This is a genomic window from Burkholderia sp. BCC1208, assembly GCF_902833095.1.
Lineage (GTDB): Bacteria > Pseudomonadota > Gammaproteobacteria > Burkholderiales > Burkholderiaceae > Burkholderia.
Genome location: NZ_CADFDY010000020.1, coordinates 1 through 23114 on the forward strand (window position 1 = coordinate 1; position 23114 = coordinate 23114).

Annotated in this window: 26 protein-coding genes, 1 rRNA gene and 1 pseudogene; 12 read left to right on the forward strand and 16 right to left on the reverse strand. The window is 64.6% G+C overall.

What is annotated here, in order from left to right; translation table 11 throughout:
* Positions 1 to 128 precede the first annotated feature (128 nt).
* The 4 genes from rrf (at position 129) to HWX09_RS33075 (ending at position 1738) form a co-directional block, all read left to right on the forward strand.
* Positions 129 to 241, forward strand: a 5S ribosomal RNA gene (gene rrf, locus HWX09_RS33060).
* Positions 242 to 488: 247 nt separating this feature from the next.
* Positions 489 to 893 (forward strand): Cu(I)-responsive transcriptional regulator, encoded by a 405-nt coding sequence (gene cueR, locus HWX09_RS33065; RefSeq protein ID WP_027784959.1) that lies wholly within the window; start codon positions 489 to 491, stop codon positions 891 to 893.
* A gap of 215 nt (positions 894 to 1108) precedes the next feature.
* Complete coding sequence (locus HWX09_RS33070) at positions 1109 to 1255, forward strand: DUF3563 family protein (RefSeq protein ID WP_006478295.1); 147 nt, start codon at positions 1109 to 1111, stop codon at positions 1253 to 1255.
* Positions 1256 to 1369: 114 nt separating this feature from the next.
* Entirely contained in the window at positions 1370 to 1738 is a 369-nt protein-coding gene (locus HWX09_RS33075; RefSeq protein WP_027784958.1) for a hypothetical protein, read from the forward strand.
* Between the two features lie 15 nt (positions 1739 to 1753).
* On the opposite strand, the gene rlmJ is transcribed toward HWX09_RS33075, so the two are convergent.
* Both rlmJ and HWX09_RS33085 read right to left on the reverse strand, forming a co-directional pair.
* Positions 1754 to 2599 carry a 23S rRNA (adenine(2030)-N(6))-methyltransferase RlmJ gene (rlmJ, locus tag HWX09_RS33080; RefSeq protein WP_027784957.1) on the reverse strand — a complete coding sequence of 282 codons (846 nt, stop codon included), beginning with the start codon at positions 2597 to 2599 and terminating at the stop codon, positions 1754 to 1756.
* A 110-nt stretch (positions 2600 to 2709) separates the two neighbouring features.
* A complete protein-coding gene (locus tag HWX09_RS33085; RefSeq protein WP_027784956.1) occupies positions 2710 to 3681 on the reverse strand; it encodes an aldo/keto reductase in 972 nt (323 codons plus the stop codon).
* Positions 3682 to 3845: 164 nt separating this feature from the next.
* Here HWX09_RS33085 and HWX09_RS33090 point away from each other — a divergent pair, with 164 nt between their 5' ends.
* Entirely contained in the window at positions 3846 to 4634 is a 789-nt protein-coding gene (locus HWX09_RS33090) for a 3-hydroxybutyrate dehydrogenase (protein WP_027784955.1), read from the forward strand.
* A gap of 117 nt (positions 4635 to 4751) precedes the next feature.
* On the opposite strand, the gene HWX09_RS33095 is transcribed toward HWX09_RS33090, so the two are convergent.
* Positions 4752 to 5951, reverse strand: coding sequence for an amino acid aminotransferase (locus HWX09_RS33095; RefSeq protein ID WP_027784954.1), 1200 nt, complete (start codon positions 5949 to 5951; stop codon positions 4752 to 4754).
* Between the two features lie 259 nt (positions 5952 to 6210).
* Between HWX09_RS33095 and uvrB the strand changes: the two genes are divergently transcribed.
* From uvrB to HWX09_RS33120, 5 genes are all read left to right on the forward strand, one after another.
* Entirely contained in the window at positions 6211 to 8301 is a 2091-nt protein-coding gene (uvrB, locus tag HWX09_RS33100) for an excinuclease ABC subunit UvrB (RefSeq protein ID WP_027784953.1), read from the forward strand.
* Positions 8302 to 8528: 227 nt separating this feature from the next.
* A complete protein-coding gene (locus tag HWX09_RS33105) occupies positions 8529 to 9080 on the forward strand; it encodes an iron transporter (RefSeq protein WP_006483880.1) in 552 nt (183 codons plus the stop codon).
* Positions 9081 to 9135: 55 nt separating this feature from the next.
* On the forward strand, positions 9136 to 9468 hold the full coding sequence (locus HWX09_RS33110) for a cupredoxin domain-containing protein (protein ID WP_006478303.1): 333 nt from the start codon (positions 9136 to 9138) through the stop codon (positions 9466 to 9468).
* Between the two features lie 58 nt (positions 9469 to 9526).
* A complete protein-coding gene (locus HWX09_RS33115) occupies positions 9527 to 10369 on the forward strand; it encodes an FTR1 family protein (RefSeq protein WP_027784952.1) in 843 nt (280 codons plus the stop codon).
* Positions 10366 to 11763: a 4Fe-4S binding protein gene (locus tag HWX09_RS33120; RefSeq protein ID WP_027784951.1), complete on the forward strand. Its 1398-nt coding sequence runs from the start codon at positions 10366 to 10368 to the stop codon at positions 11761 to 11763. The genes HWX09_RS33115 and HWX09_RS33120 overlap by 4 nt, the downstream gene beginning before the upstream one ends.
* 277 nt (positions 11764 to 12040) lie before the next feature.
* Here HWX09_RS33120 and HWX09_RS33125 read toward each other — a convergent pair whose 3' ends face one another.
* From HWX09_RS33125 to HWX09_RS33135, 3 genes are all read right to left on the reverse strand, one after another.
* Positions 12041 to 12286, reverse strand: coding sequence for a hemin uptake protein HemP (locus tag HWX09_RS33125; protein WP_027784950.1), 246 nt, complete (start codon positions 12284 to 12286; stop codon positions 12041 to 12043).
* Positions 12287 to 12426: 140 nt separating this feature from the next.
* The gene (locus HWX09_RS33130; RefSeq protein WP_027784949.1) at positions 12427 to 12909 is read right to left on the reverse strand and encodes an SRPBCC family protein; all 483 of its coding nucleotides are present in this window, start codon (positions 12907 to 12909) and stop codon (positions 12427 to 12429) included.
* A 98-nt stretch (positions 12910 to 13007) separates the two neighbouring features.
* Positions 13008 to 13880, reverse strand: coding sequence for a pirin family protein (locus tag HWX09_RS33135; protein WP_027784948.1), 873 nt, complete (start codon positions 13878 to 13880; stop codon positions 13008 to 13010).
* 121 nt (positions 13881 to 14001) lie between these two features.
* On the opposite strand from HWX09_RS33135, the gene HWX09_RS33140 reads away from it, so the two are divergent.
* A complete protein-coding gene (locus HWX09_RS33140; RefSeq protein ID WP_027784947.1) occupies positions 14002 to 14976 on the forward strand; it encodes a LysR substrate-binding domain-containing protein in 975 nt (324 codons plus the stop codon).
* 419 nt (positions 14977 to 15395) lie between these two features.
* Here the strand turns inward: HWX09_RS33140 and HWX09_RS33145 are convergent, their stop codons facing one another.
* The 10 genes from HWX09_RS33145 to HWX09_RS33480 all read right to left on the reverse strand — a co-directional run bounded on the left by HWX09_RS33145 (position 15396) and on the right by HWX09_RS33480 (position 22979).
* Positions 15396 to 15824 (reverse strand): biopolymer transporter ExbD, encoded by a 429-nt coding sequence (locus HWX09_RS33145; RefSeq protein ID WP_006478310.1) that lies wholly within the window; start codon positions 15822 to 15824, stop codon positions 15396 to 15398.
* Between the two features lie 13 nt (positions 15825 to 15837).
* Complete coding sequence (locus HWX09_RS33150) at positions 15838 to 16572, reverse strand: MotA/TolQ/ExbB proton channel family protein (protein ID WP_027784946.1); 735 nt, start codon at positions 16570 to 16572, stop codon at positions 15838 to 15840.
* A gap of 34 nt (positions 16573 to 16606) precedes the next feature.
* A complete protein-coding gene (locus tag HWX09_RS33155) occupies positions 16607 to 17338 on the reverse strand; it encodes an energy transducer TonB (RefSeq protein ID WP_027784945.1) in 732 nt (243 codons plus the stop codon).
* A 217-nt stretch (positions 17339 to 17555) separates the two neighbouring features.
* Positions 17556 to 17792, reverse strand: a complete 237-nt coding sequence (locus tag HWX09_RS33160; RefSeq protein WP_027784944.1) for a (2Fe-2S)-binding protein — start codon at positions 17790 to 17792, stop codon at positions 17556 to 17558.
* Between the two features lie 153 nt (positions 17793 to 17945).
* A complete protein-coding gene (murI, locus tag HWX09_RS33165; protein ID WP_027784943.1) occupies positions 17946 to 18803 on the reverse strand; it encodes a glutamate racemase in 858 nt (285 codons plus the stop codon).
* Positions 18804 to 18837: 34 nt separating this feature from the next.
* Positions 18838 to 19314, reverse strand: a complete 477-nt coding sequence (bfr, locus tag HWX09_RS33170; protein ID WP_006478315.1) for a bacterioferritin — start codon at positions 19312 to 19314, stop codon at positions 18838 to 18840.
* A gap of 193 nt (positions 19315 to 19507) precedes the next feature.
* Positions 19508 to 21031 carry a fumarate hydratase gene (locus tag HWX09_RS33175; RefSeq protein WP_006762441.1) on the reverse strand — a complete coding sequence of 508 codons (1524 nt, stop codon included), beginning with the start codon at positions 21029 to 21031 and terminating at the stop codon, positions 19508 to 19510.
* A gap of 44 nt (positions 21032 to 21075) precedes the next feature.
* The gene (locus tag HWX09_RS33180) at positions 21076 to 21660 is read right to left on the reverse strand and encodes a TIGR00645 family protein (RefSeq protein ID WP_027784942.1); all 585 of its coding nucleotides are present in this window, start codon (positions 21658 to 21660) and stop codon (positions 21076 to 21078) included.
* A 112-nt stretch (positions 21661 to 21772) separates the two neighbouring features.
* Positions 21773 to 22681 (reverse strand): DMT family transporter, encoded by a 909-nt coding sequence (locus HWX09_RS33185; RefSeq protein WP_027784941.1) that lies wholly within the window; start codon positions 22679 to 22681, stop codon positions 21773 to 21775.
* A gap of 25 nt (positions 22682 to 22706) precedes the next feature.
* Positions 22707 to 22979, reverse strand: coding sequence for a hypothetical protein (locus HWX09_RS33480; protein WP_155257372.1), 273 nt, complete (start codon positions 22977 to 22979; stop codon positions 22707 to 22709).
* Positions 22980 to 22998: 19 nt separating this feature from the next.
* Between HWX09_RS33480 and HWX09_RS33190 the strand changes: the two are divergent.
* Positions 22999 to 23114, forward strand: a pseudogene (locus HWX09_RS33190) (AMP-dependent synthetase); the annotation flags it as partial.

A 23114-nucleotide genomic window follows, 5' to 3' on the forward strand; every position in this document is an offset into this window, starting at 1 on the left:
CGAGTGCAAGGCACTCGACGTACGACGGTTGAAGTACCGCGTACGTGTGAGATACAGCTCACAACTCAAAATTACTGCTTCTTCCCAGATTGGTTCTGTTGGCCACGCCAGCAGAACAACCCCCTTTGCCTGATGACCATAGCGAGTCGGTCCCACCCCTTCCCATCCCGAACAGGACCGTGAAACGACTCTACGCCGATGATAGTGCGGATTCCCGTGTGAAAGTAGGTAATCGTCAGGCTCCCTAAGCCAGAAACCCCCGCCCGACAAGGCGGGGGTTTTTGCATTTCGGCACCTAAAAAGCACGGCGAAGCGCGCCCATTCCTCGTAACCCTACAACGTGCGCGCCAGATCCCTCATCTGCATCCCTGCCGCCAAGCCTTCCCCCGGAACGAAGCTCCGCGATTTGATACGATCGAAGTGTCGTCGACGAGGGGATCCGTCGACATTCGTGTTCGAAACCAGAGCTTGATGAAGAGGGCGGGGGAATGAATATCGGCGATGCATCGCGCGAATCCGGAGTCAGCGCGAAAATGATCCGGTACTACGAACAGGTCGGCCTTCTTGCGCCGAGCAAGCGTACCGATGCCGGCTACCGGATCTACGGCGCGGACGAAATCCATATCCTGCGGTTCATCCGTCAGGCGCGACGGCTTGGCTTTCTCGTCGAGGATATTCGCAAGTTGCTGATGCTCTGGCAGGATCGCTCGCGCGCCAGCGCCGAAGTGAAATCGATCGCGCTCGAGCACGTGGCCGAACTCGACAAACGCATCGCGGAGCTGAGCGACATGCGCGACACGCTGGCCGATCTGGCCGCGCACTGCCATGGTGATGGCCGCCCTGAATGCCCGATTTTGGCGCGTCTGGCCGATCCCGTCGGTGAACCAAATTAGTGCGTGCCCTCGGGCCCCAAAACGAGCTTCGACTCAATATCGTTAAAAATCAATAGGGTAGAGGAAATCCGATCGCTTCCATTCCGAATTGGAATGGTTTCCATGCAAGTTTTTCACTAGCATCTTGGTGCGGCGTCGCTATAATTCGGGATAACCCTATACGGGAAATCCCTGAATCTCGATTCACCAGGGGTCCCTCTTCCTTGGAGAACGTCATGATCGCCTACATCGTCGAAAAGCTGAGCAACTGGTTCGAATCCGCAGAACGTGAGCGCCGTGAGGCTTACCTCGCCACGTCGTCGGACATCGTCCAGCTCGAGAGCCGCATCCGCTCGCTCGAAACCAACGGCTACTCGCTGTAATCGGAGTCACCGTCAGGTGCCGAGCGGCACCGAACGATAAGCAAGCCCCGTATTGACGGGGCTTTGTTTTTTTGTGCGCCGGATCTGGCGAAATCGTCGGTGCAGCGCTATGGTATGGACCTGCTTTTCATCCTGAAGGACACGATCATGCGTTTGCGTGTCGATGTGCGTCGCAATACCCGCGCGCGTCTCGTTCTGGGCGCCGCCGTGCTCGTTCATGCCCTCGCGGCCGCTGCCGCGACGTCGTCCAGGCCGCTCGTTCTCGATACGCAGCGCGGTATCCAGGACGGCAAGGGCGGATTGATGTTGCAGACGGCGCCGTTGTCCCCGGAGCCGATCGTCGAGCCTGCGGGCATGCGGGCTCCGGCCGGGCAGGCGCCGAACACGTCGGTTCCGCTGTTCGTCGCGCCGTATATCAATGTTCCGGCCTGGGGCGGGCAGCCGGCCAACCAGCCGAGGCTCGCGCCGAGACCCCAGCCGTAACGACCCGTCTCCCGATCAGTTTCCGCGGTGCTCGATTTGATAGCGGGCGCCGCCGTCCTGTCCCAGCTTCTCCACCAGGTACGGCAACACCTCCTTCATGCTCTGGGCGAGCGTATACGGAGGATTCAGGATGAACATCCCGCTGCCGTAGAGGCCCAGCCCGTCGGTCGGCGGATTCGATACCGTCAGCGTCAGGTGCAGCCAGTTGTTCGGTTGCAGGCGCTTCAGCTGTTCGGGAAAGCGCTGCGATTCCAGCCGCGTGACCTGCGGGTACCAGATTGCATAGCAGCCGGTCGCGAAACGCTTCAGGCATTCCGTCAGGCAGCTCACCACGCGCGCGTAATCCTTCTTGTCCTCGTAGGACGGATCGATCAGTACGAGTGCACGTCGCGGCGGCGGCGGCAGCAGCGCCTTGATACCTTCGAAGCCGTCGCCGGCGAAGATCATCGCGCGTCGCCCCGCGTCGCGGAAATTGTGGCGCAGCACATCGATTTCCGTCGTGTGCATTTCGAACAGGCGCATACGATCCTGCTCGCGCATCGACCGCCACGCGATGTACGGGGAGCCCGGGTAGAAGTGCAGTTCGCCGTCGTCGTTCAGCGCGCGGACTTCATCCACATAGTCGCCCAGCGCCTCCGGCAGGTTCTTTTCGTTCCACAGCCGGCCGATGCCGGTATCGAATTCCGACGTCTTCGCTGCATAACCGTCGCGCAGCGAATACACGCCGGCGCCTGCGTGCGTATCGATGTACCAGTACGATTTATCTTTGTTGTTCAGGTAGCGCAGCAGCTGGACGACGACGGCGTGCTTGAGCACGTCCGCGTGGTTGCCTGCGTGAAAACCGTGACGATAACTGAGCATGGCGGGCTGCCTGAAACGAAAGGTGAATCGATGAAAGCGGTTGCTCGTACGCGGCCGTTGGCCGGGCGCCGATGCGGCCGCGTATTGTACGCGAGTGGCCGCGCGCCGCCTTACTCGTATGCGTCGCCGACCACTGCCTCGATGCGTTGCTTCACATCCGGCGTCAGCTTCGCGGCCACGTCGAGCGCGCGCATGTTGTCGCCGATCTGGTCGATTCGCGATGCGCCGGTGATGACCGAACTCACGCGTGGATTCGCGAGCACCCATGCGATTGCCAATTGGCCGGTGCTGCAGCCGAGTTCGGCGGCGATCTCGCCGAGCCGTTCGACGATGTCGTTGGCGGCCGGATCGGTCAGGCGTTCGCGCATCCAGTCGTAGCCTTGCAACTGCGCGCGGCTGCCGGCCGGCACGCCGTTGCGGTATTTGCCGGTGAGCAGGCCCGACGCCAGCGGGCTCCAGGTCGTGAGGCCGAGACCGTAATCGTCGTAGAGCCGCGCATATTCCTGTTCGACCCGGGTGCGGTGGAACAGGTTGTACTGCGGCTGTTCGACGACCGGCTTGTGCAGATGATGCCGCTCGGCGATCTCGCATGCCGCGCGGATCTCGTCGGCGCTCCATTCCGACGTGCCCCAGTACAGCGCCTTGCCGCGCACGATCATGTCGCTCATCGCCCAGACGGTTTCCTCGATCGGCGTATGCGGATCGGGGCGATGGCAATAGACGAGGTCGACATAGTCGAGCTGCAGCCGTCGCAGCGAGCCGTCGATCGCGTTCATCAGGTATTTGCGGTTCAGCGTGTGATACTGGTTCGGAGCTTCCGCGAGCCCCCAGAAGAACTTCGTGGACACGATATAGCTGACGCGCGGCCAGTCGAGCGATTTGAGCGCGTGGCCCATGATCTCCTCGGATTTGCCGCCGGCATAGACTTCGGCGTTGTCGAAGAAATTGACGCCCGCATCGCGGGCCGCGGCGAGGCATTCGCGCGCGACCCGCTGGTCGACCTGGTTGCCGTAGGTCACCCACGACCCGAGGGAAAGTTCGCTGATCTGCAGGCCGGAGCGGCCTAGCCGTCGATAGTGCATGAGAATCTCCTGCTGAACGGAATCGACCTTAAGCTTAGACGTTTTGCACGCGAACGGCGGGGCCGATCGTGCACAATGGCGGCTGGCACGCCGATACGATTTCGCGACGAGCGCGGATGCGGCGGGCGCGTGTTTTATCGATCCGATAACGGGAGGAGACGGACATGGCAGCAGATCTGAGCGGCAAGACCGCAGTCGTCACGGGCGCCGCGAGCGGCATCGGCAAGGAAATCGCGCTGGAGCTGGCCAAGGCAGGCGCGGCCGTCGCGATCGCCGACCTGAACCAGGACGGCGCGAACGCGGTCGCCGACGAGATCAACAAGGCCGGCGGCAAGGCGATCGGCGTCGCGATGGACGTGACCAGCGAGGAGGCCGTGAACAGCGGCATCGACAAGGTGGCCGAAGCGTTCGGCTCGGTCGACATCCTCGTGTCGAACGCCGGTATCCAGATCGTCAACCCGATCGAGAACTATTCGTTCTCCGACTGGAAGAAGATGCAGGCGATCCACGTGGACGGCGCGTTCCTGACGACGAAGGCCGCGCTCAAGCACATGTACAAGGACGATCGCGGCGGCGTCGTGATCTACATGGGTTCGGTGCATTCGCACGAAGCGTCGCCGCTGAAGTCGGCGTACGTGACGGCCAAGCACGGGCTGCTGGGCCTGGCGCGCGTGCTGGCGAAGGAAGGCGCGAAGCACAACGTGCGCTCGCACGTGGTGTGTCCGGGCTTCGTGCGCACGCCGCTGGTCGACAAGCAGATTCCGGAGCAGGCGAAGGAGCTCGGGATCAGCGAAGAGGAAGTGATCAAGAAGGTGATGCTCGGCAACACGGTCGACGGCGTGTTCACGACGGTGCAGGACGTCGCGCAGACGGTGCTGTTCCTGTCGGCATTCCCGAGCGCCGCGCTCACGGGCCAGTCGGTGGTCGTCAGCCACGGATGGTTCATGCAGTAAGGCGGGGGCGGGCGGTGCGGCCGCCCGCCGCGCCGAGCGGCAAAAAAACGCGCTCCATGGAGCGCGTTTTTCATGTCGGCAGGGCGGGGCCGGTGACGGCTGCCGTCCGGCGCGGCTTTACTTCAGGACCGCTGCGACCGCATTGGCGACCGCGTCGAGGTTGCGCGTGTTCAGCGCGGCGACGCAGATACGACCCGTGCCGACCGCATAGATGCCGAACTCGTCGCGCAGGCGATCGACTTGTGCCGAGGTCAGGCCCGAATACGAGAACATCCCGCGCTGCGCGTTGATGAAGCTGAAATCGCGATCGACCCCGCTCGCCTTCAGGCGCTCGACGAGACCGTTACGCATCGCGCGGATGCGGTCGCGCATTTCGCCGAGTTCCTGCACCCACGCAGCATGCAGTTCCGGCGACGCGAGCACCGCTGCGACCACCGCGCCGCCGTGGGTCGGCGGGTTCGAGTAGTTCGTGCGGATCACGCGCTTCAGTTGCGACAGCACGCGCGTGGCCTCTTCCTTGCTCGAGGTGATGATCGACAGCGCGCCGACGCGCTCGCCGTACAGCGAGAACGACTTCGAGAACGACGACGACACGAACGCGTTCAGGTCGGCTGCGGCAAACAGGCGCACGGCGGCGGCATCGGCTTCGATGTTCTCGCCGAAGCCCTGGTAGGCCATGTCGAGGAACGGCACGAGGTTGCGCGCCTTCACGACGTCGACGACCTGTTGCCACTGCGCTTCGGTCAGGTCCACGCCGGTCGGATTGTGGCAGCACGCATGCAGCACGACGACCGTGCCGGCCGCGTAGCTGTTCAGCGCCGACAGCATGCCTTCGAAATTCACGCCGTTGGTGGCCGCGTCGTAGTACGGATATGCGACGACCTCGAAGCCGGCCGCTTCGAACAGCGCGCGGTGGTTTTCCCAGCTCGGATCGCTGATCGCGACCTTCACGTTCGGATTCACGGTGCGCAGGAAATCGGCGCCGATCTTCAGCGCGCCCGTGCCGCCCAGTGCCTGGGCCGTGACCACGCGGCCCGCCGCGATCAGCGGCGAGTCGTTGCCGAGCAGCAGCTTCTGCACGGCCGCATCGTAGGCGGCAATCCCGTCGATCGGCAGGTAACCGCGCGGCAGGCCGGCCTCGACACGCGCCTTCTCCGCGTCGCGAACCGCGCGCAGCAGCGGAATCTTGCCGTCTTCGTTCGTGTACACGCCGACGCCGAGGTTGACCTTGGTCGGACGCGCATCGGCGTTGAAGGCTTCGTTCAGGCCCAGGATCGGGTCGCGGGGAGCAAGCTGGACAGCGGAGAAGAGCGACATGATGATTCGGCAGTAGTGAAAAGAGGGTCAGGCTTTCAGCCGGCGGGACGGGCGTCGTGGAACGCGCCGACGGGGCGACGCCGGAAAGCGCAGCAGCCTGATATTGTAGCGAATTCGCGCTGGCGGGGGCGGTGATTCCGTCGCGATCGGGGCGGCGAATCGTGAATTCGGGCGGCCGTCGCGCGTCAGGAGCCGACAGCAGTTCGCGCGGCCGCGAAGCGCTAGAATGCTTTCTTTGCCCTTGCTCCGGCCGCACTCCATGTCCGAACATCATGCCGAAGTCGGCGACGCGCTCGACGAATCCAAATTCGTCACTTTCGAAGGGTCGCCGTTCCAGCTTTACCAGCCCTATCCGCCCGCGGGCGACCAGCCGACCGCGATCGACACGCTCGTCGAAGGTGTCGGCGACGGCCTTGCCTTCCAGACGCTGCTCGGCGTGACCGGTTCGGGCAAGACCTTCACGATGGCCAACACGATCGCGCGGCTCGGCCGCCCGGCGATCGTGTTCGCGCCGAACAAGACGCTCGCGGCCCAGCTTTACGCGGAGTTCCGCGAGTTCTTCCCGCGCAACGCGGTCGAGTACTTCGTCTCGTACTACGACTACTACCAGCCCGAGGCCTACGTGCCGCAGCGCGACCTGTTCATCGAGAAGGACTCGTCGATCAACGAGCACATCGAGCAGATGCGGCTGTCGGCGACGAAGAGCCTGATGGAGCGTCGCGACGTGGTGATCGTCGCGACGGTGTCGGCGATCTACGGTATCGGCAATCCGTCCGAGTACCACCAGATGATCCTGACGCTGCGCGCCGGCGACAAGCTCGGCCAGCGCGACGTGATCGCGCGGCTGATCGCGATGCAATACACGCGCAACGAGCAGGATTTCCAGCGCGGCACGTTCCGCGTGCGCGGCGACACGATCGACATCTTCCCGGCCGAACACGCGGAAATGGCCGTGCGAGTCGAGCTGTTCGACGACGAAGTCGAGACGCTGCAGCTGTTCGACCCGCTCACCGGGCGCGTGCGGCAGAAGATCCCTCGTTTCACCGTGTATCCGTCGTCGCACTACGTGACGCCGCGCGACACCGTGATGCGCGCGGTCGAGACGATCAAGGACGAATTGCGCGAACGGCTCGAGTTCTTCCATCGCGACGGCAAGCTCGTCGAGGCGCAGCGCCTCGAGCAGCGCACGCGCTTCGATCTCGAGATGCTGCAGGAGCTCGGCTTCTGCAAGGGCATCGAGAACTATTCGCGGCATTTCTCGGGCGCGGCGCCCGGCGATCCGCCGCCGACGCTCGTCGACTACCTGCCGCCCGATGCGCTGATGCTGCTCGATGAGTCGCACGTGCTGATCGGCCAGCTGAACGGCATGTACAACGGCGACCGCGCGCGCAAGGAAAACCTCGTCAATTACGGGTTCCGCCTGCCGTCGGCGCTCGACAACCGGCCGCTGAAGTTCCCCGAGTTCGAGCGCAAGATGCGCCAGGTCGTATTCGTGTCGGCCACGCCGGCCGATTACGAGAAACGCGTGACGGGGCAGATCGCCGAGCAGGTCGTGCGACCGACGGGCCTCGTCGATCCGGAAATCGAAGTGCGGCCGGCGAGCTCGCAGGTCGACGACGTGCTGACCGAGATCAACGCGCGCGTGAAGGCCGGCGAGCGCGTGCTGATCACCGTGCTGACGAAGCGCATGGCCGAACAGCTGACCGAGTTCCTGGCCGACCATGGCGTCAAGGTGCGTTATCTGCACAGCGACATCGATACGGTCGAGCGCGTCGAGATCATCCGCGACCTGCGGCTCGGCACCTTCGACGTGCTGGTCGGGATCAACCTGCTGCGCGAGGGCCTCGACATTCCCGAAGTGTCGCTCGTCGCGATCCTCGACGCGGACAAGGAAGGCTTCCTGCGCGCCGAGCGCTCGCTGATCCAGACGATCGGCCGCGCCGCGCGGAACGTGAACGGCAAGGCGATCCTCTACGCGGACAACATGACCGAGTCGATGAAGCGCGCGATCGGCGAAACCGAGCGGCGCCGCGCGAAGCAGATCGCCCACAACGAAAAGATGGGCATCACGCCGCGCGGCGTCGTGAAGCGCATCAAGGACATCATCGACGGCGTCTACAACGCCGACGACGCGCGCGCGGAGCTGAAGGAGGCGCAGCAGCGCGCGAAATTCGAGGACATGTCGGAAAAGCAACTCGCGAAGGAAATCAAGCGTCTCGAGAAGCAGATGGCCGACTACGCGAAGAACCTCGAATTCGAGAAGGCCGCCGCGACCCGCGACCAGCTTGCCGTGCTGCGTGAACGCGTGTTCGGCGCGAACGTCGGCGACCACATCAGCGGCGGCCGGTAAATCTTTCCAAGCGTCACTGAATCCTTTTGGTAAAGCGCCTGTAAGCCTTGTCGTATCAGGGGTTTACAGCGCTCTCCGTTTGTTCCGAAACGGGTTCGGTGCTAAACTCCCCATGTATTGAGAATAGTTCGCATTAACGTTCTTCGTCGCGTTAGTGTTTCCAGCGGGCGGCCCCGGCGGCGGCTCGCATGTCGTCAAGATAGTCAGACAAATAACAAGGAGTGTCCATGTTGGGTTCTTCGTTCATCCGCACGACGGTTGCGGTAGCGGCGGCGCTGGCCGCGATGTCGGCCTCGGCGGCCGAGTATCCGATCGGCAAGCAGCAGATCCAGGGCGGCATGGAAATCGGCGCGGTGTATCTGCAGCCGATCACGATGGACCCGGAAGGCATGATGCGCAAGGCGTCGGATTCCGACATCCACCTCGAGGCCGACATCCATGCGGTCAAGAACAACCCCACCGGTTTCGCGGAAGGCGACTGGATGCCGTACCTGCAGGTCACGTACAAGCTGACGAAGCAGGGCGACACGAAGTGGAAGGCCGAGGGCGACCTGATGGGCATGGTCGCGAGCGACGGCCCGCACTACGGCGACAACGTGAAGCTCGCCGGCCCGGGCAAGTATCACCTGACGATGGTCGTCAAGCCGCCGATGCAGTCGGGTCACATGGCGTTCGGTCGCCACGTCGACAAGGAAACGGGCGTGGGCCCGTGGTTCAAGCCCATCACGCTCGAGTACGACTTCCCGTTCGCCGGTATCGGCAAGAAGGGCGGTTACTGATCGGTGGCATCACGAACGGCGCGCTTCGGCGCGCCGTCGGCGTAGAGAACCCAGAATGAAAATTCCCCAGAAAATCGTTGCCGCAGCCGCTGCGCTGTGGCTTGCCGGCGCGGCGCATGCGGCCGATCTGCCGACGTTCAAGCTCGAGATGACGGATGGCAAGCTGAATCCCGCCCGCATCGAAGTGCCGGCCGGCCAGCGTTTCAAGATCGAGATCAGGAACACCGGCAAGGGCGCCGCCGAATTCGAGAGCGTGCAGTTACGCAAGGAGAAGGTGCTTGCGCCGGGCGCCGATTCATTCGTGGTCGTCGCCCCGCTGTCGCCGGGCGAATACAAGTTTTTCGACGATTTTCACCAGCAGGCACAGGGCGTGATCGTCGCGAAGTAACGCGTTTTATCTGCGCGCGGGCGTACCAGTCCCTCGCCCCGCGCGTCAGGAGGTATCGATGGGTCAGATCTTGTTCATCGTCTGGCGGGAGAGCGTCGAAGCGCTGCTCGTCGTCGGCATTCTCTATGCATGGCTGAAAAACGGCGACGACGACGCTCGCCGCGGCCTGCCTTTCCTCTGGGCCGGCGTGGGCGTCGGTCTGCTGATGGCCGTCGGCCTCGGCGCCGCGCTGGTCGGGTTTACCGAAGTGTTGTCCGGCGACGCGCAGGACTATTTCCAGACGGCGATGGTGCTGATCGCGTGTGTGCTGATCGTGCAGATGGTGCTGTGGATGCGCCGGCACGGCCGCACGCTGAAGCGCGACATGGAGCAGTCGCTGCAGCAAAGCACGCGCGACTCGAACTGGTGGGGCGTCGCCGTGCTGGTCGCGCTCGCGATCGCACGCGAAGGCAGCGAGACGGTGATCTTCCTGTACGGCCTCGGTTTCGGCCAGTCGGGCCACGTCGACGGCAGCCAGATGCTCGCGGTCGTGATCGGTCTCGGCCTCGCATTCCTCACGTTCTATCTGCTGCAGCTCGGCGGCAAGTATTTCTCGTGGCGGCATTTCTTCCGCGTCACCGAGGTGATGCTGCTGTTTCTCGGCGCGGGCCTGTTCCAGACCGGCGTCGACAAGCTGATCGACAAGGAAATCCTGCCGCTCGGCATCTCGCAGGTGTGGGATACGTCCGCGATCCTCGATGATTCGGGCACGTTCGGTTCGCTCGTCGCGACGCTGACGGGCTATCGCGCGCACCCGGCGCTGACCAACCTGGTGGCGTATGCGGTGTACTGGGCGGTGGTCTGGCTGCTGATGAAGCGCGCGAGCCGCCGCCCGGCCGTTGCAGCGGGTCGCGCGGCATGAGCGTTGTCGCCGCCGTCAAGCCGGGCCTGCTCGCGCAGGCCGGCCAGTGGATGCAGCGCCACGGTGCGCTGATCCGCGGTATCCAGTGGATCGTCGTCGCCGTCTACGCGTTCCTGATCATCGTACCGGCGGTGTTGCCGCTGCCGGACGATTCCGCGCACCTGTGGAACAACCTCACGCTCATCGCGCAGTTCGCGTTCTGGGGCATCTGGTGGCCGTTCGTGCTGCTGTCGATGGTGATGCTCGGCCGTGTCTGGTGCGGTGTGCTGTGCCCGGAGGGCGCGCTCACCGAATACGCAAGCAAGTTCGGCCGCGGCGGCCCGATTCCGCGCTGGATCCGATGGGGCGGCTGGCCGTTCGTCGCGTTCGGCATCACGACGATCTACGGGCAGATGGTGAGCGTGTACCAGTACCCGCTCGCGGTGCTGTTCGTGCTCGGCGGCTCGACCGTCGGTGCGATCGTGATCGGCCTGCTGTACGGCCGCGAGAAACGCGTGTGGTGCAAGTATCTGTGTCCGGTCAACGGCGTGTTCGGGCTGCTCGCACGGCTCGCGCCGATGCGCTACAAGGTCGACGAGGAGGCGTGGCGCCGTTCGTACAAGAACGGCGAGCACGGCCATCGCGTGATTCCGATCAACTGCGCGCCGCTCGTGCCGTTGCGCAACATGAAGGGCGCGGCGGCCTGCCATATGTGCGGCCGCTGCAGCGGGCACCGCGACGCGATTTCGCTGTCGCTGCGTTCGCCGTCCGACGAAGTCGTGAATCTCGGTGCGGAACAGGCCAATCCGTGGGACACCGCGCTGATCCTGTACGGCCTGCTCGGCGTGGCGATCGGCGCGTTCCACTGGACCGTCAGCCCCTGGTTCGTGCAGATCAAGCAATGGCTCGCGGGCTGGCTGATCGACCACGACATCACGTGGCCGCTCGAGACCAATGCGCCGTGGTTCCTGCTCACGCACTATCCGGATCGCAACGACGTGTTCTCCTGGCTCGATGGCGGGCTGGTCGTCAGCTACATCGTCGGCACGGGGCTCGTGTACGGCACGGCGCTGCTGGTGTTGCTGGCCGGCGCCACGCTGATGCTCGGCCGCTTCGATCGCGTGCGCCTGCATCACCTGGCGCAGGCGCTGATCCCGATCGCCGGCGCGGGCGTGTTCCTCGGCCTGTCGGCCACGACGCTGTCGTTGCTGCGCGCCGAGCATGTGCCGCTCGGCTGGGCAACCGATGTGCGCATCGCGATTCTGGTCGGCGCCAACGTATGGAGTGCGTGGCTCGCATGGAAGGTGACGGGGCGCTATGCGGCGTGGCCGCGCCGGCTCGCGGCATTCGCGTGGTTCGCCGTCGGGCTGGCCGTCGTCGACAGCGCATGGTGGTTGATGTTCTGGGGGTTCTGAAGCGGCGGACATGCCGCTTCTCGCTGTCGCGCACTGACGGCAACAACGACACCCGGGGGGGCGCGCTTCGCGCATTGGCTGCCCAAACAGAAAAGCGACACGTCCTTCGACGCGTCGCTTTTTTTCTTCCTTGTGCGAGAACCAAAAAAGTGGCTTGGCTTGCTGCAACGGCTGCTTGAGTGTGTTTGCACGAAGGGGTCTAGATCTCGCGTGCAAGCCGTTCCGCTGGCTACTGCCCAACACCTCTCAGGGAGGTGGTCCCCACAATACTCGGTCGTTACTTCGTCAGGATCAGTTTGCCGAGCCGCGTGGCGCGCAACTGATAAGTCTCTCCGTTATGCGCGATGCTGACGTGGCTTTGGCCTTGCAGCAGCGCATCGCTGTTGACGACCCGCGTGCCTGCATCGCGGTGGCCGGCGGGTTTCGCCGGCGTGGTGACCGCTGCCGTCTTTTGACGGCTGCTGGCTGCTGTGCTGGTGGTGCGGCGCAGGGTCAGCGTGGTCGGGCGCATGGTGTCGGTCATTCGGTTTGATCGGTGACTGTCGATACGATGGAATGAATTCTAAATGATAACTATTCCCATTTACAAAAACTCTTTATCGATCGAAATGCCGGCGCTGATAGCTTGAATCAAAAAGGGCGGCCCGCAGGCCGCCACGCGGTTCAGTGCAGCGGATCGGGATCCTTGCGACCCTGCGCGTATTCGCGGATCAGGCGCACGGTGTCGATATCCGACGTGCGGTACGCCTCCTTGACGATCCCGTGCGTCTGTCGCGCTTCTTCGCTGTCGTCCGTGACCGTCAGCGTCGTGCGGTACTCGAAACGCAGGAACAGCTCGTGGTCGTCGCGCTCCTCGATCGTCATCGTCAGCGAGCCGCCGATCTCGCCGTCGGCCGCGCGGATGTCGTAGCGGACCTGCTGGTTCGGCGTGAACGTCACGTGGTCGCGCACGGTCGCGTGGCCGTAATGCAGTTCGCGTTCGAGCGTCGTGTCCGTCCGTTCGTGAATGGTGCAGCTGTCGAGGCCGATCACGAACAGTTGCGGCTGTTCCGCACGCAGCACGAGACCTTCCCAGAGCTGGTCGCGGGTGAGGGGCGTCACGGCCGGATCGTCGGAGTTGATCTGGATCAGATGTTCGAAGTTCAAGGTGACGGGTTCCTTCTGGCGGGCGCGCGGCCACATGGTTCAAAAACTTATTGTGACGCAAAACCACCGGCTTCGCGGCACCTGCGCCCCGATCCGATTTACGTTTCGATGCGCCCCATGCGACCGGTCTGGTAGTCGACGACAGCCTGCCGGATCTCTTCCTCGGTATTCATCACGAACGGGCCGTAACGGACGATCGGCTCGTTGAGCGGCACACCGCCGATCAGCAGCAGGTCGAGCGACGTGTCGCCGGCAGCGAACGTGACGGTGTCGCCGTCGTCGCCGTAGACGATCATGTGTCGCGCGTCGACAGCCTGCCTGTCAGGCCCGTAGAGGCCCGTTCCGTCGATGGGATAGGCAAACACGCGATAACCGGCCGGTACGGGCTGGGTGACCGCCGCGCCGGGCTCCAGCGTGAAGTGCTGATAGAGGATCGGCGTGCGCGTCTCGATCGCGGCCCGTACGCCGAATGCTTCGCCGGCGATGACGCGCACGCGCGCGCGGCCGTCCGGCGACGTCGCGGTCGGAATGCGGGCAGCCGGGATCTCCTGGTAACGCGGCGCGATCATTTTGTCGCGGCGCGGCAGGTTGACCCACAGCTGGAAGCCGTGGGAGCGCCCGCCTGCCTGAGCGAACGCCGGGTCCGGCATCTCGCTGTGCACGACGCCGGCGCCGGCCGTCATCCACTGCACGTCGCCGGGGCCGAGTGTGCCGGCATGGCCGGACGAGTCGCGATGGCGGAAGCGTCCGTCGAGCGCGTAGGTCACGGTTTCGAAGCCACGATGCGGATGATCGGGCGCACCCACGGCTTCACCGGGGGCGTAGTCGACGGGGCCCATTTCATCGAGCAGCAGGAACGGATCGAAATCCATCAGCAGCCGCGTCGGGAACGGGCGGTGAACCACGAAACCGCCGCCTTCGGTGGTGCGAAGCGCGGAGTAGGTGCGATCAAGCGAGCGAGCGGTGGTCATGGGAAGCCCTCGAAATCATCGGAATAGCGTCATTTTTGAAACATAGCGCTATTATATTGGGCGTTTTACCGTTCGATTCGCGGCGGTTCGCAATGGATTGTTCTGAAATTGGAACGATGAGATGAATATCGATGCACATAACCTGAACGACCTGATGTACTTCTCGCAGGTCGTCGAACATGGCGGCTTCTCGGCCGCCGAGCGCGTGCTGGGCATCTCGAAATCGCGTCTGTCGCGGCGCCTGACCGAGCTCGAGGCGGCGCTCGGCGTGCGCCTGCTGCAGCGTTCGACGCGCAAGCTTGCACTGACCGAGGCGGGGGAGCTGTTCTACCAGCATTGTCAGGCGATGCTTGCCGAAGCGAGGGCCGCGATGAACGCGGTGCAGCAGTTGCGCGCGTCGCCGCGCGGCTCGGTGCGCGTCAGCGTGCCGGTGACGCTGTCGCAGACGATGCTGTCGCGCATCCTGCCCGAATTCCTGCGCCGCTATCCCGAGGTGAAGGTGCATGTGCGCGTGACGAATCGCGTGATCGACCTGTTCGAGGATTCGATCGACGTCGCGTTGCGCGTGCGCTCGGAGCCGCCGCAGAACGCCAACATCGTCGTGCGGCCGCTGTGGCGCACCGAGCAGATGCTGGTCGGGGCGCCGAGCCTGCTGAGCCAGAATGCGCCGCCGCTGGCGCCGGACGACCTGACCGGCTTCGAGACGCTCGATACGCCGAGCGTCGACGGCCGGCACGTATTCAACCTGATCGCGCCGGACGGAACGCGCCACGTTCACGAGCATGATCCGCGGCTCGTGACGGCCGACCTGATGACGATCCGCGAGGCCGTGCTCGATGGCCTCGGCATCGCGGCGCTGCCGGAGATGATGTACGGCAACGCGCTGCGCGCGGGGCAACTGTCGCCCGTGATGCCCGGCTGGACGCTGCCGGTGCCGCAGCTGTATGCGGTGTTCGTATCGCGTCAGGGGATGCCGCCCGCGGTACGTGCGTTCGTCGATTACCTGGTCGAGAAGCTCGACCATGGCGCGTACAAGGAGCCGGGTTGCCCGGAGCGCGCGAAGAAGGAAGCGGCGGCCGATGTTTCGGCGACCTGAACACGCCGTCCGCCACGACGCAAATTTGTTTTGTCATTGAAGCGTCGCCTGCAATCGCAAGTTTCAATCGCCGGAACCTTGAATGCGCGCGCGGGCGGGCCTATATTGAAATCCCATTTCGCGAAGGAAGTTCTGAGCGGAATCAGGTGGCCGCATATATTGCGAGCCAGATAGGGCAGAACGCGCAGTCCGTGCAGACCACGGCAAAGTCGCATTTGCGTTGCTCGAGGCGCAACCGATACCGCCAAAGAGCCCGCCGCCCGAAGGCGCCCGCGTGCGCATGAAAAAAGGCCTTCATCTGGCGATGAAGGCCTTTTACTTTGGGGACGCCCGGTTAGGGGCGCGCGGCTAGGGACGCCCGGTCAGGGACGCCCGGCTAGGTGCGCCGTGGCTACCGGCGACGACGGGACGTGCGCACGTTACTTCGCTTTTGCGCCGGGCTCCGTCACGAAGCCCAGCTTCGTCAAGCCGCCTGCCTGCGCATCCGACATCACTTCCGCGACGTGCTCGTACGCGACCTTGCGGTCCGCGCGCAGGTGCAATTCCGGCTGCGGCGTGCGTTTCGCGGCTTCCGCGATGCGTGCCTGAAGCTGTTCGCGCGTGACCGTGTGGTCGTCCCACAGGATCGTGCCGTCGCCCTGAATCGCGACGTCGACGGTCTGAGGCTTTTCGTCGACGGGCTGGCTGCTGGCGTGCGGCAGGTCGATCTTCACCGCATGCTGCATCGCCGGGATCGTCACGAGAAAAATGATGAGGAGTACGAGCATGACGTCGACGAGCGGCGTCATGTTGATCTCGCTCATCACGGCATCGTCGTCATCGTCGCTGAAACCGGTGTTCATGGCCATGGATCACCTCGTCTCAGCTGGCGGCGCGCGATGCGAGACGCAGGCCGTCGCGCGTCGACGACGACGCGAGGCTCGCGCCCGTCACGAAGTACGCGTGCAGGCCGTGCGCAAAGCGGCGCAGCTTGCTGACGACGCCCTTGTTCGCACGGGTCAGCGCGTTGTAGCCGAGCACCGCGGGAATCGCGACGAACAGGCCGAAGGCCGTCATGATCAGCGATTCGCCGACGGGGCCCGCGACCTGGTCGATCGACGTCTGCCCGGTGGCGCCGATTGCGAGCAGCGCGTGGTAGATGCCCCAGACCGTGCCGAACAGACCGACGAACGGCGCCGTGCTGCCGACCGATGCGAGGATCGCGAGGCCGCTCTGCATGCGCGAAATGCCTTCGTCCATCGTGTCCTTCAGGCAGCGCGTGACCCAGTCGGATACGTCCATGCGATCGTGCAGGTGCGGTTGCGTCTGATGGTGGTGGTCGGCGGCTTCCTTGCCCGACAGCGCGAGCGCGAGGAACGGGTTGTCGTTCGGCGTCGATGCGGCGAGGCCGAGCTTCTTGATGCCGTCGTCGAAATTGTCGGAATGCCAGAATGCCTGTTCGGCATTCTTCGTGAGGCGGTTCAGGCGGATCACGTTCCAGCCTTTGACGACGATCACGATCCACGACAGGACCGACATCACGAGCAGCGTGATCGCAATGGCGCGCGTGACGAAATCACCTTGCGCCCAGACGTGCGCGATACCGTAGCTTTGCATTTTTGTTTCCTTTGAATCTTCCGGATGAGGCAGGTTAGTCGGTGAGCCCGAAGCTGTAGGGCTGTGTGCGGGCGGCGCGGATCGCCTGGCCGTTCTCGATATACGGACGGCAGGTGGTCGAGCGCATCGCGTCGAGTGCGGCATCGTCGAGGCGCGGATAGCCGCTGCTCTTCTGCAGATCGATGCTTTCGATCTTGCCGGTCACGCCGACGACGAAGTGAACATAGGCGGTGCCCGATTCGCCGCGGCGGCGCGACATCGACGGATAGTCGGGCTTCACGAAGTTGCATTGGAGCGTCGGCACGTTCTTCGGCGCGCTGACCTGCATCGTTTCGCGCGCCGGGCCCGGCGCGGCGGCCGGTGCCGCGGGAGCGGGCGCGGCGGGCGCAGGTGTCGGATCGGCGGCGGGCGCGGGCGTGGGCGACGGGGCCGGCGACGGCGCGACCGGTTGCGGGGTCGGCTTCGCCGCCTTCTGCACCGGCTTTGGTTCGACCTTCGGCTTCACGCGCGGTACGGGCTTCGGCGGCGCGGGCTGCGGGATCGACTCGGCCGCGACCTGCTGCGCGATCGGCGCAGGCGTGATGAGCTGCGCGGTGATCGTCTGGACCTCGACCGATTTCGGCGGCGGCGGGTTGCGATGGAGCCACGCGGCCGCGAGCATGACCGCGTGTGCGGCAAGCACACCGACCGCGACGACGATCACTCGGGGATTCATACGTGGTGCAGCCGGCATGGCGCCGGCAGGAGCGAGATGCGAAGCCTGCATGTTAGCTTGAAAGAACGATGTCGCACCCGGGGCGCGGCGGGTGAATCGGCATCACTTGCGGAAGATCAGCAGCGAGATGCAAACGGTGGTTACGAATCCGATCAGCAATTCCATCACAGGCTCCTTGGCAGTAAGCCGTTGGCTCGCGAAGACGGTGGCTTGCTGACGGTCAAAACAAAAAATGCGGCCTGGGCCGCATGCGCACACTCGGTGCCGCTCAGGCCGCCTTGCGGTCGTAGAACGTGACCGGGATCGGATGCGCATGATGCTCGACACCGCACCGGCCCGCGCAGACGCCTTGCTCGGCCATGAGGTCGCGTACGGACTCCTCGCACTTGCCGCAGCACGTGGCTACGCCGAGCTCGAACTGGAGTTCGTCGAAAGAACTCACGCCCTCGGCGAGGGACGCGCGAATCTTGCGATCGGAAACAGACTTGCACACGCAGACGATCATGATGAGTTGCGATAGCTAACGTTAATGCGAATTATTATCATTAATTTTGCGGGCGTTGACAAGCCTGGGTCGGGCTTTTTTTAAGGTCATCGGACCCTTGAATCGGTGAGGGCGGCCGGGCAGCCTGCGGGGAGGTCGGCGTGCCGGCCCGCGTCAGGCGGTCGTGCAGGCGCGCGCGTTCGGCGAGGAAATGGTGACGGATTCGACCGGCGTATCGAGGCCGAGCAGCGTCGACGCGAGCGCGCGCAGTTGCAGGCCGTCGCTCGTCGAGCAGAAGCGCGGCGGCGCGGCATGCGTGCCGGCCGGCGCGCGCAGCCCGCGTTCGTCGAGCACCCGCGCGAGCTGGCGGGCGATGGCATCGCTCGTGTCGACGATCGTCAGGCGCTCGCCAACAATGTCACGAATGGTTTCCGTGAAGAACGGGTAGTGCGTACAGCCGAGCACCAGCGTATCGGCGCCGTCGTCGAGCATCGGCTGTATGTAACGCTCGAGCAACGCGCGCAACGCGGGCGAGTTCGTGTCGCCGCGTTCGATCGCCTCGACGAGCCCGTGGCCGGGTTGGCAGATGAAGCGACGGCCCGCGCCGTAGCGGTCGAGCAGCGCCTGGAAGCGTGGGCTGTTCAACGTCGATTGCGTGGCGAGCACGCCCGCGACGCCGGTCGCGGAGAGCGCGGCGGCCGGCTTGATGCCCGGCTCGACGCCGACGAGCGGGATCGACAGGCGTTCGCGAATGGCCGCGATCGCCCGTGCCGTTGCCGTGTTGCACGCGATGACGAGCGCTTTCGCGCCTTCGCGGGCGAGCCACTCGCCGATCGCCAGCGTGCGTTCCGTGATGAATGCCTCGTCGCGCGGGCCATACGGCGCGTGATGCGAGTCGGCGACGTAGACGAACGATTCGTCGGGCAGATGCGCGCGTACAGCACGCAGCACCGACAGGCCGCCGAGCCCCGAGTCGAAGATGCCGACCGGGGCGGCGGCGCGCGGCGCGGTAGCGGCGGACGGATTCGTCATCGTCGGGCGGGTGGCGGGCCGGCGGGTGGCGCGATTACTCGGCCGAACCCATCATCGTTTGCTGATAGTTCTGCAGGCCGACCTTGCCGATCAGGTCGATCTGCGTTTCGAGCCAGTCGATGTGCTCTTCGGTGTCGTCGAGAATCTTTTCGAAGATCTCGCGCGACACGTAGTCGCGAACCGATTCGCAGTAGGCGATCGCTTCCTTGCAGGTGGACTGCGAGATCTGCTCGAGCTTCAGGTCGCACTTCAGGATCTCTTCGGTTTCCTCGCCGACGAGCAGCTTGTGCAGGTCCTGCAGGTTCGGCAGGCCGTCGAGCATGAACACGCGCTCGATCAGCCAGTCGGCGTGTTTCATTTCGCCGATCGACTCGTCGTATTCGTGCTTGCCGAGCTTGTCGAGGCCCCAGTGCTTGTACATGCGCGCATGCAGGAAGTACTGGTTGATCGCCGTGAGTTCATTCTTCAGTTGGGCGTTCAGATATTCGATGACTTTCTTGTCGCCTTGCATGGCTGTTCCTTGTTCAGTGGGGCTTCAGAAACCGAACGATAATCGCTCGAACGGGAAAAGCCAAGCCTCGGAGCCTTGTCGGGCCTGCCTTTTGCGTGTAATGAGACTCAGCCTCGAACAACCGGCCGCGCACAATAATGAGAATGAGAAGTAAAAAGGCCGGACTTCCATCCGGCCTTTCGTTCGATCGCGCTTATGCGGTCGCGACCGGGATCTTGCCGATCTTCGCCTGCCATTCCTTCGGACCCGTCTGGTGTACCGACGTGCCCGACGAATCGACGGCGACCGTCACCGGCATGTCCTGCACGTCGAACTCGTAGATCGCTTCCATGCCGAGATCTTCGAACGCGAGCACCTTCGCGCCGCGGATCGCCTTCGACACGAGATAGGCCGCGCCGCCGACCGCCATCAGGTAGGCCGCCTTGTGCTTCTTGATCGCATCGATCGCGACCGGGCCGCGCTCCGCCTTGCCGACCATCGAGATCAGACCCGTCTGAGCGAGCATCGTCTCGGTGAACTTGTCCATGCGCGTGGCCGTCGTCGGGCCGGCCGGGCCGACCACTTCGTCGCGCACCGGATCGACCGGGCCGACGTAGTAGATCACGCGGTTCGTGAAGTCGACCGGCAGCTTCTCGCCCTTCGCGAGCATGTCGGCGATGCGCTTGTGCGCGGCGTCGCGGCCGGTGAGCATCTTGCCCGACAGCAGCAGCGTCTGGCCCGGCGCCCAGCTCGCGACTTCTTCCGGCGTCAGCGTGTTCAGGTCGACGCGCTTGCTGGTTTCCGTGTTCGGCTCCCACTGCACCTTCGGCCAGGCGTCGAGCGACGGCGCTTCAAGCTTGGCCGGGCCCGAGCCGTCGAGCACGAAGTGCGCGTGGCGCGTGGCCGCGCAGTTCGGGATCAGCGCGACCGGCTTCGAGGCCGCGTGCGTCGGCGCCGCCATGATCTTCACGTCGAGCACGGTCGCGAGGCCACCCAGACCCTGCGCGCCGATGCCGAGCGCGTTGACCTTCTCGTGCAGTTCCACGCGCAATTCCTCGACCCAGTCCTTCGGGCCGCGCGCGATGATTTCCTGGATGTCGATCGGCTCCATCAGCGATTCCTTCGCCATCAGCATCGCCTTCTCGGCGGTGCCGCCGATGCCGATCCCGAGCATGCCGGGCGGGCACCAGCCGGCGCCCATCGTCGGGACCGTCTTCAGCACCCAGTCGACGATCGAATCGGACGGGTTCAGCATCACGAACTTCGACTTGTTTTCCGAACCGCCGCCCTTCGCCGCGACCTGCACGTCGACCTTGTCGCCCGGCACGATCTCGTAGTGGATCACGGCCGGCGTGTTGTCCTTCGTGTTCTTGCGGGCGCCTTCCGGCGGATTGACGATCGACGCGCGCAGCACGTTGTCCGGGTGCGTGTAACCGCGGCGCACGCCTTCGTTGATCATGTCGGTGAGGCCCATCGTCGCGCCGTCCCAGCGCACGTCCATGCCGACCTTCACGAAGATCGTGACGATGCCGGTGTCCTGGCAGATCGGGCGCTTGCCTTCCGCGCACATGCGGCTGTTCGTGAGGATCTGCGCGATCGCGTCCTTCGCCGCCGGGCTCTCTTCCAGCTCGTACGCGCGGCCGAGGGCCTGGATGTAGTCGAGCGGGTGGTAGTAGCTGATGTACTGCAGCGAATCCGCGATGCTCTGGATCAGGTCTTCCTGTTTGATGACGGTCATGGCTGAGACTCTGTGGGGACAGTGGGGAATGGTTTGCCGACGGTTCAGGCCGCCGGTCGGGACGCTGCGGGCGCATGCGTCTCGTGGAAATGGGCCGGATGCGTGTGCGTCGTCAGGCGATCGACCCACGCCATCACGAGCGCCGACACGAGGAACGACACGTGGATGATCACCTGCCACATGATCGCGTGCGTCGTGTGCTGGTCGGGGTTGATGAAGGTCTTCAGCAGGTGGATCGACGAAATGCTGATCAGCGCCATCGACAGCTTGACTTTCAGCACGCCCGCGTTCACGTGGTCGAGCCATTCGGGCTCGTCGGGGTGGCCCTCGATGCCGAGCCGCGACACGAACGTTTCATACCCGCCGACGATCACCATGATCAGCAGGTTCGAGATCATCACCACGTCGATCAGCCCGAGCACCGCGAGCATCACGCTGACTTCGTCGAGGCCGGTGGCATGCGACAGCAGGTGCCAGACTTCCTTCAGGAACAGGAACACGTAGACGGCCTGCGCGACGATCAGGCCAAGGTAAAGCGGAACCTGGAGCCAGCGACTCATGAAAATCAGCGCGGGAAGCGGGCGAAGCGGGCGACGGGCGGGGCGGCCGGGCGAATGCGGGGCGGACATGATGGAGGGTCGGGCGCGGTGCGCAGGTATCGGGGGTAATCTTGAAAAGGCGCGCTATTGTAACGCGTCGGCCGACGCGGCTGCAGCGACGCGCCGGCTCGGCGGGGACGGATCAGGAGGCGGCGGCCGGCACGCTTTTCACGCGCAGGCTCGCAAGCACGATGCCGGCGACGACGCATGCGAGCGCGATACCATGCGCGAGCGTCGGGCGCTCGCCGAGGAACGCGATGCCGTACGCGGCCGCGGCGATCGGCAGCACCGCGCTGAACACACCGGCGAGGCTGCCCGGCACGTGCCGGATGCCCTTCATCCACAGCCAGAACGAGAAGATGCTGGCCGACAGCCCATACCAGACGACGAGCGCCCAGGTGCCGGCCGGCACGCTCGCGTAATCGAAGTGCCACAGCGCCGTCGCACCGAGCGGCAGCATCAGGAACAGGCCGAACAGGTGGGTATAGGCGCAGATGTCGATCGGTGCGAGCGTTTGCGTGAGCCGGCGCGACAGGATCACGTAGATCGATTCGCAGCACACCGCGCCGAGGATCAGCAGGTTGCCGGTCAGCGAGCCGGACGCGTCGCCCTGCCCACCGTGCCCGGCCGCGCGGCCGTTGGCGAGGTTGATCGTCACGACGCCGATGATCGCGAGCGCGATCGACACGAGCGCACGGCCGTTCGGTTTTTCACGCAGGATCAGCCACGCGAACAGCGCGACGATCGCCGGGATCGTGCTCGTGATGACGCCCGCGGCCACCGCGCTCGTGCGCTGCACGCCGTTGAGCATCAGCAGCGTGAACATGAAGGTGCCGAAGAAGGCCTGCAGGAACAGGTTCAGCCATTCGCCGCGCTTGACCGCGCGCATCTTCGCGACGCTGAACAGCGGCCACAGCACGGCGATCGCGATCACGAAGCGCAGCGTGGCGAGGATGGCGACGGGGACGAATGCAACGATGGATTTACCGATACCGACGTTGCTGCCGACGAACAGCATCGACAGGATGAGGAAGAGGGCGTAGCGATTCAAGCTGGAATCCGGAAGGCGAGTTCAGTTAGGATTGTAGGGTCGCGGTTGTAACAGCGTAAAGCTGACTCGATGCGGCGCCGCCCGGCGCACGAAACGGCCATGCCGCGTAAGTGACGGGTAAGTTGGAGCGCTTATCGTGGAAACTGCCGGGCCGCAGGTCGCGTTCGCGTGATGTGGTGCGGTGCAGCATCGTGCGCTGGCCTTCGCGGCCGCGTGCGGGTGGGTGGGAGACAGCGGCGCGCAGGCGCCGGCCAAGACGCGCGGCGCGCACGATCGCGCCGCCATGCAGAGGATTCATGTTCACCAAGGGGTAGTCGATGTCTGCGATTGAATCGGTTCTTCACGAAACCCGTCAGTTCGCGCCGCCCGCGGCGCTCGAGAAGACGGCGACCATTTCCGGCATGCCGGCCTATCGCGCGCTCGTCGCCGAGGC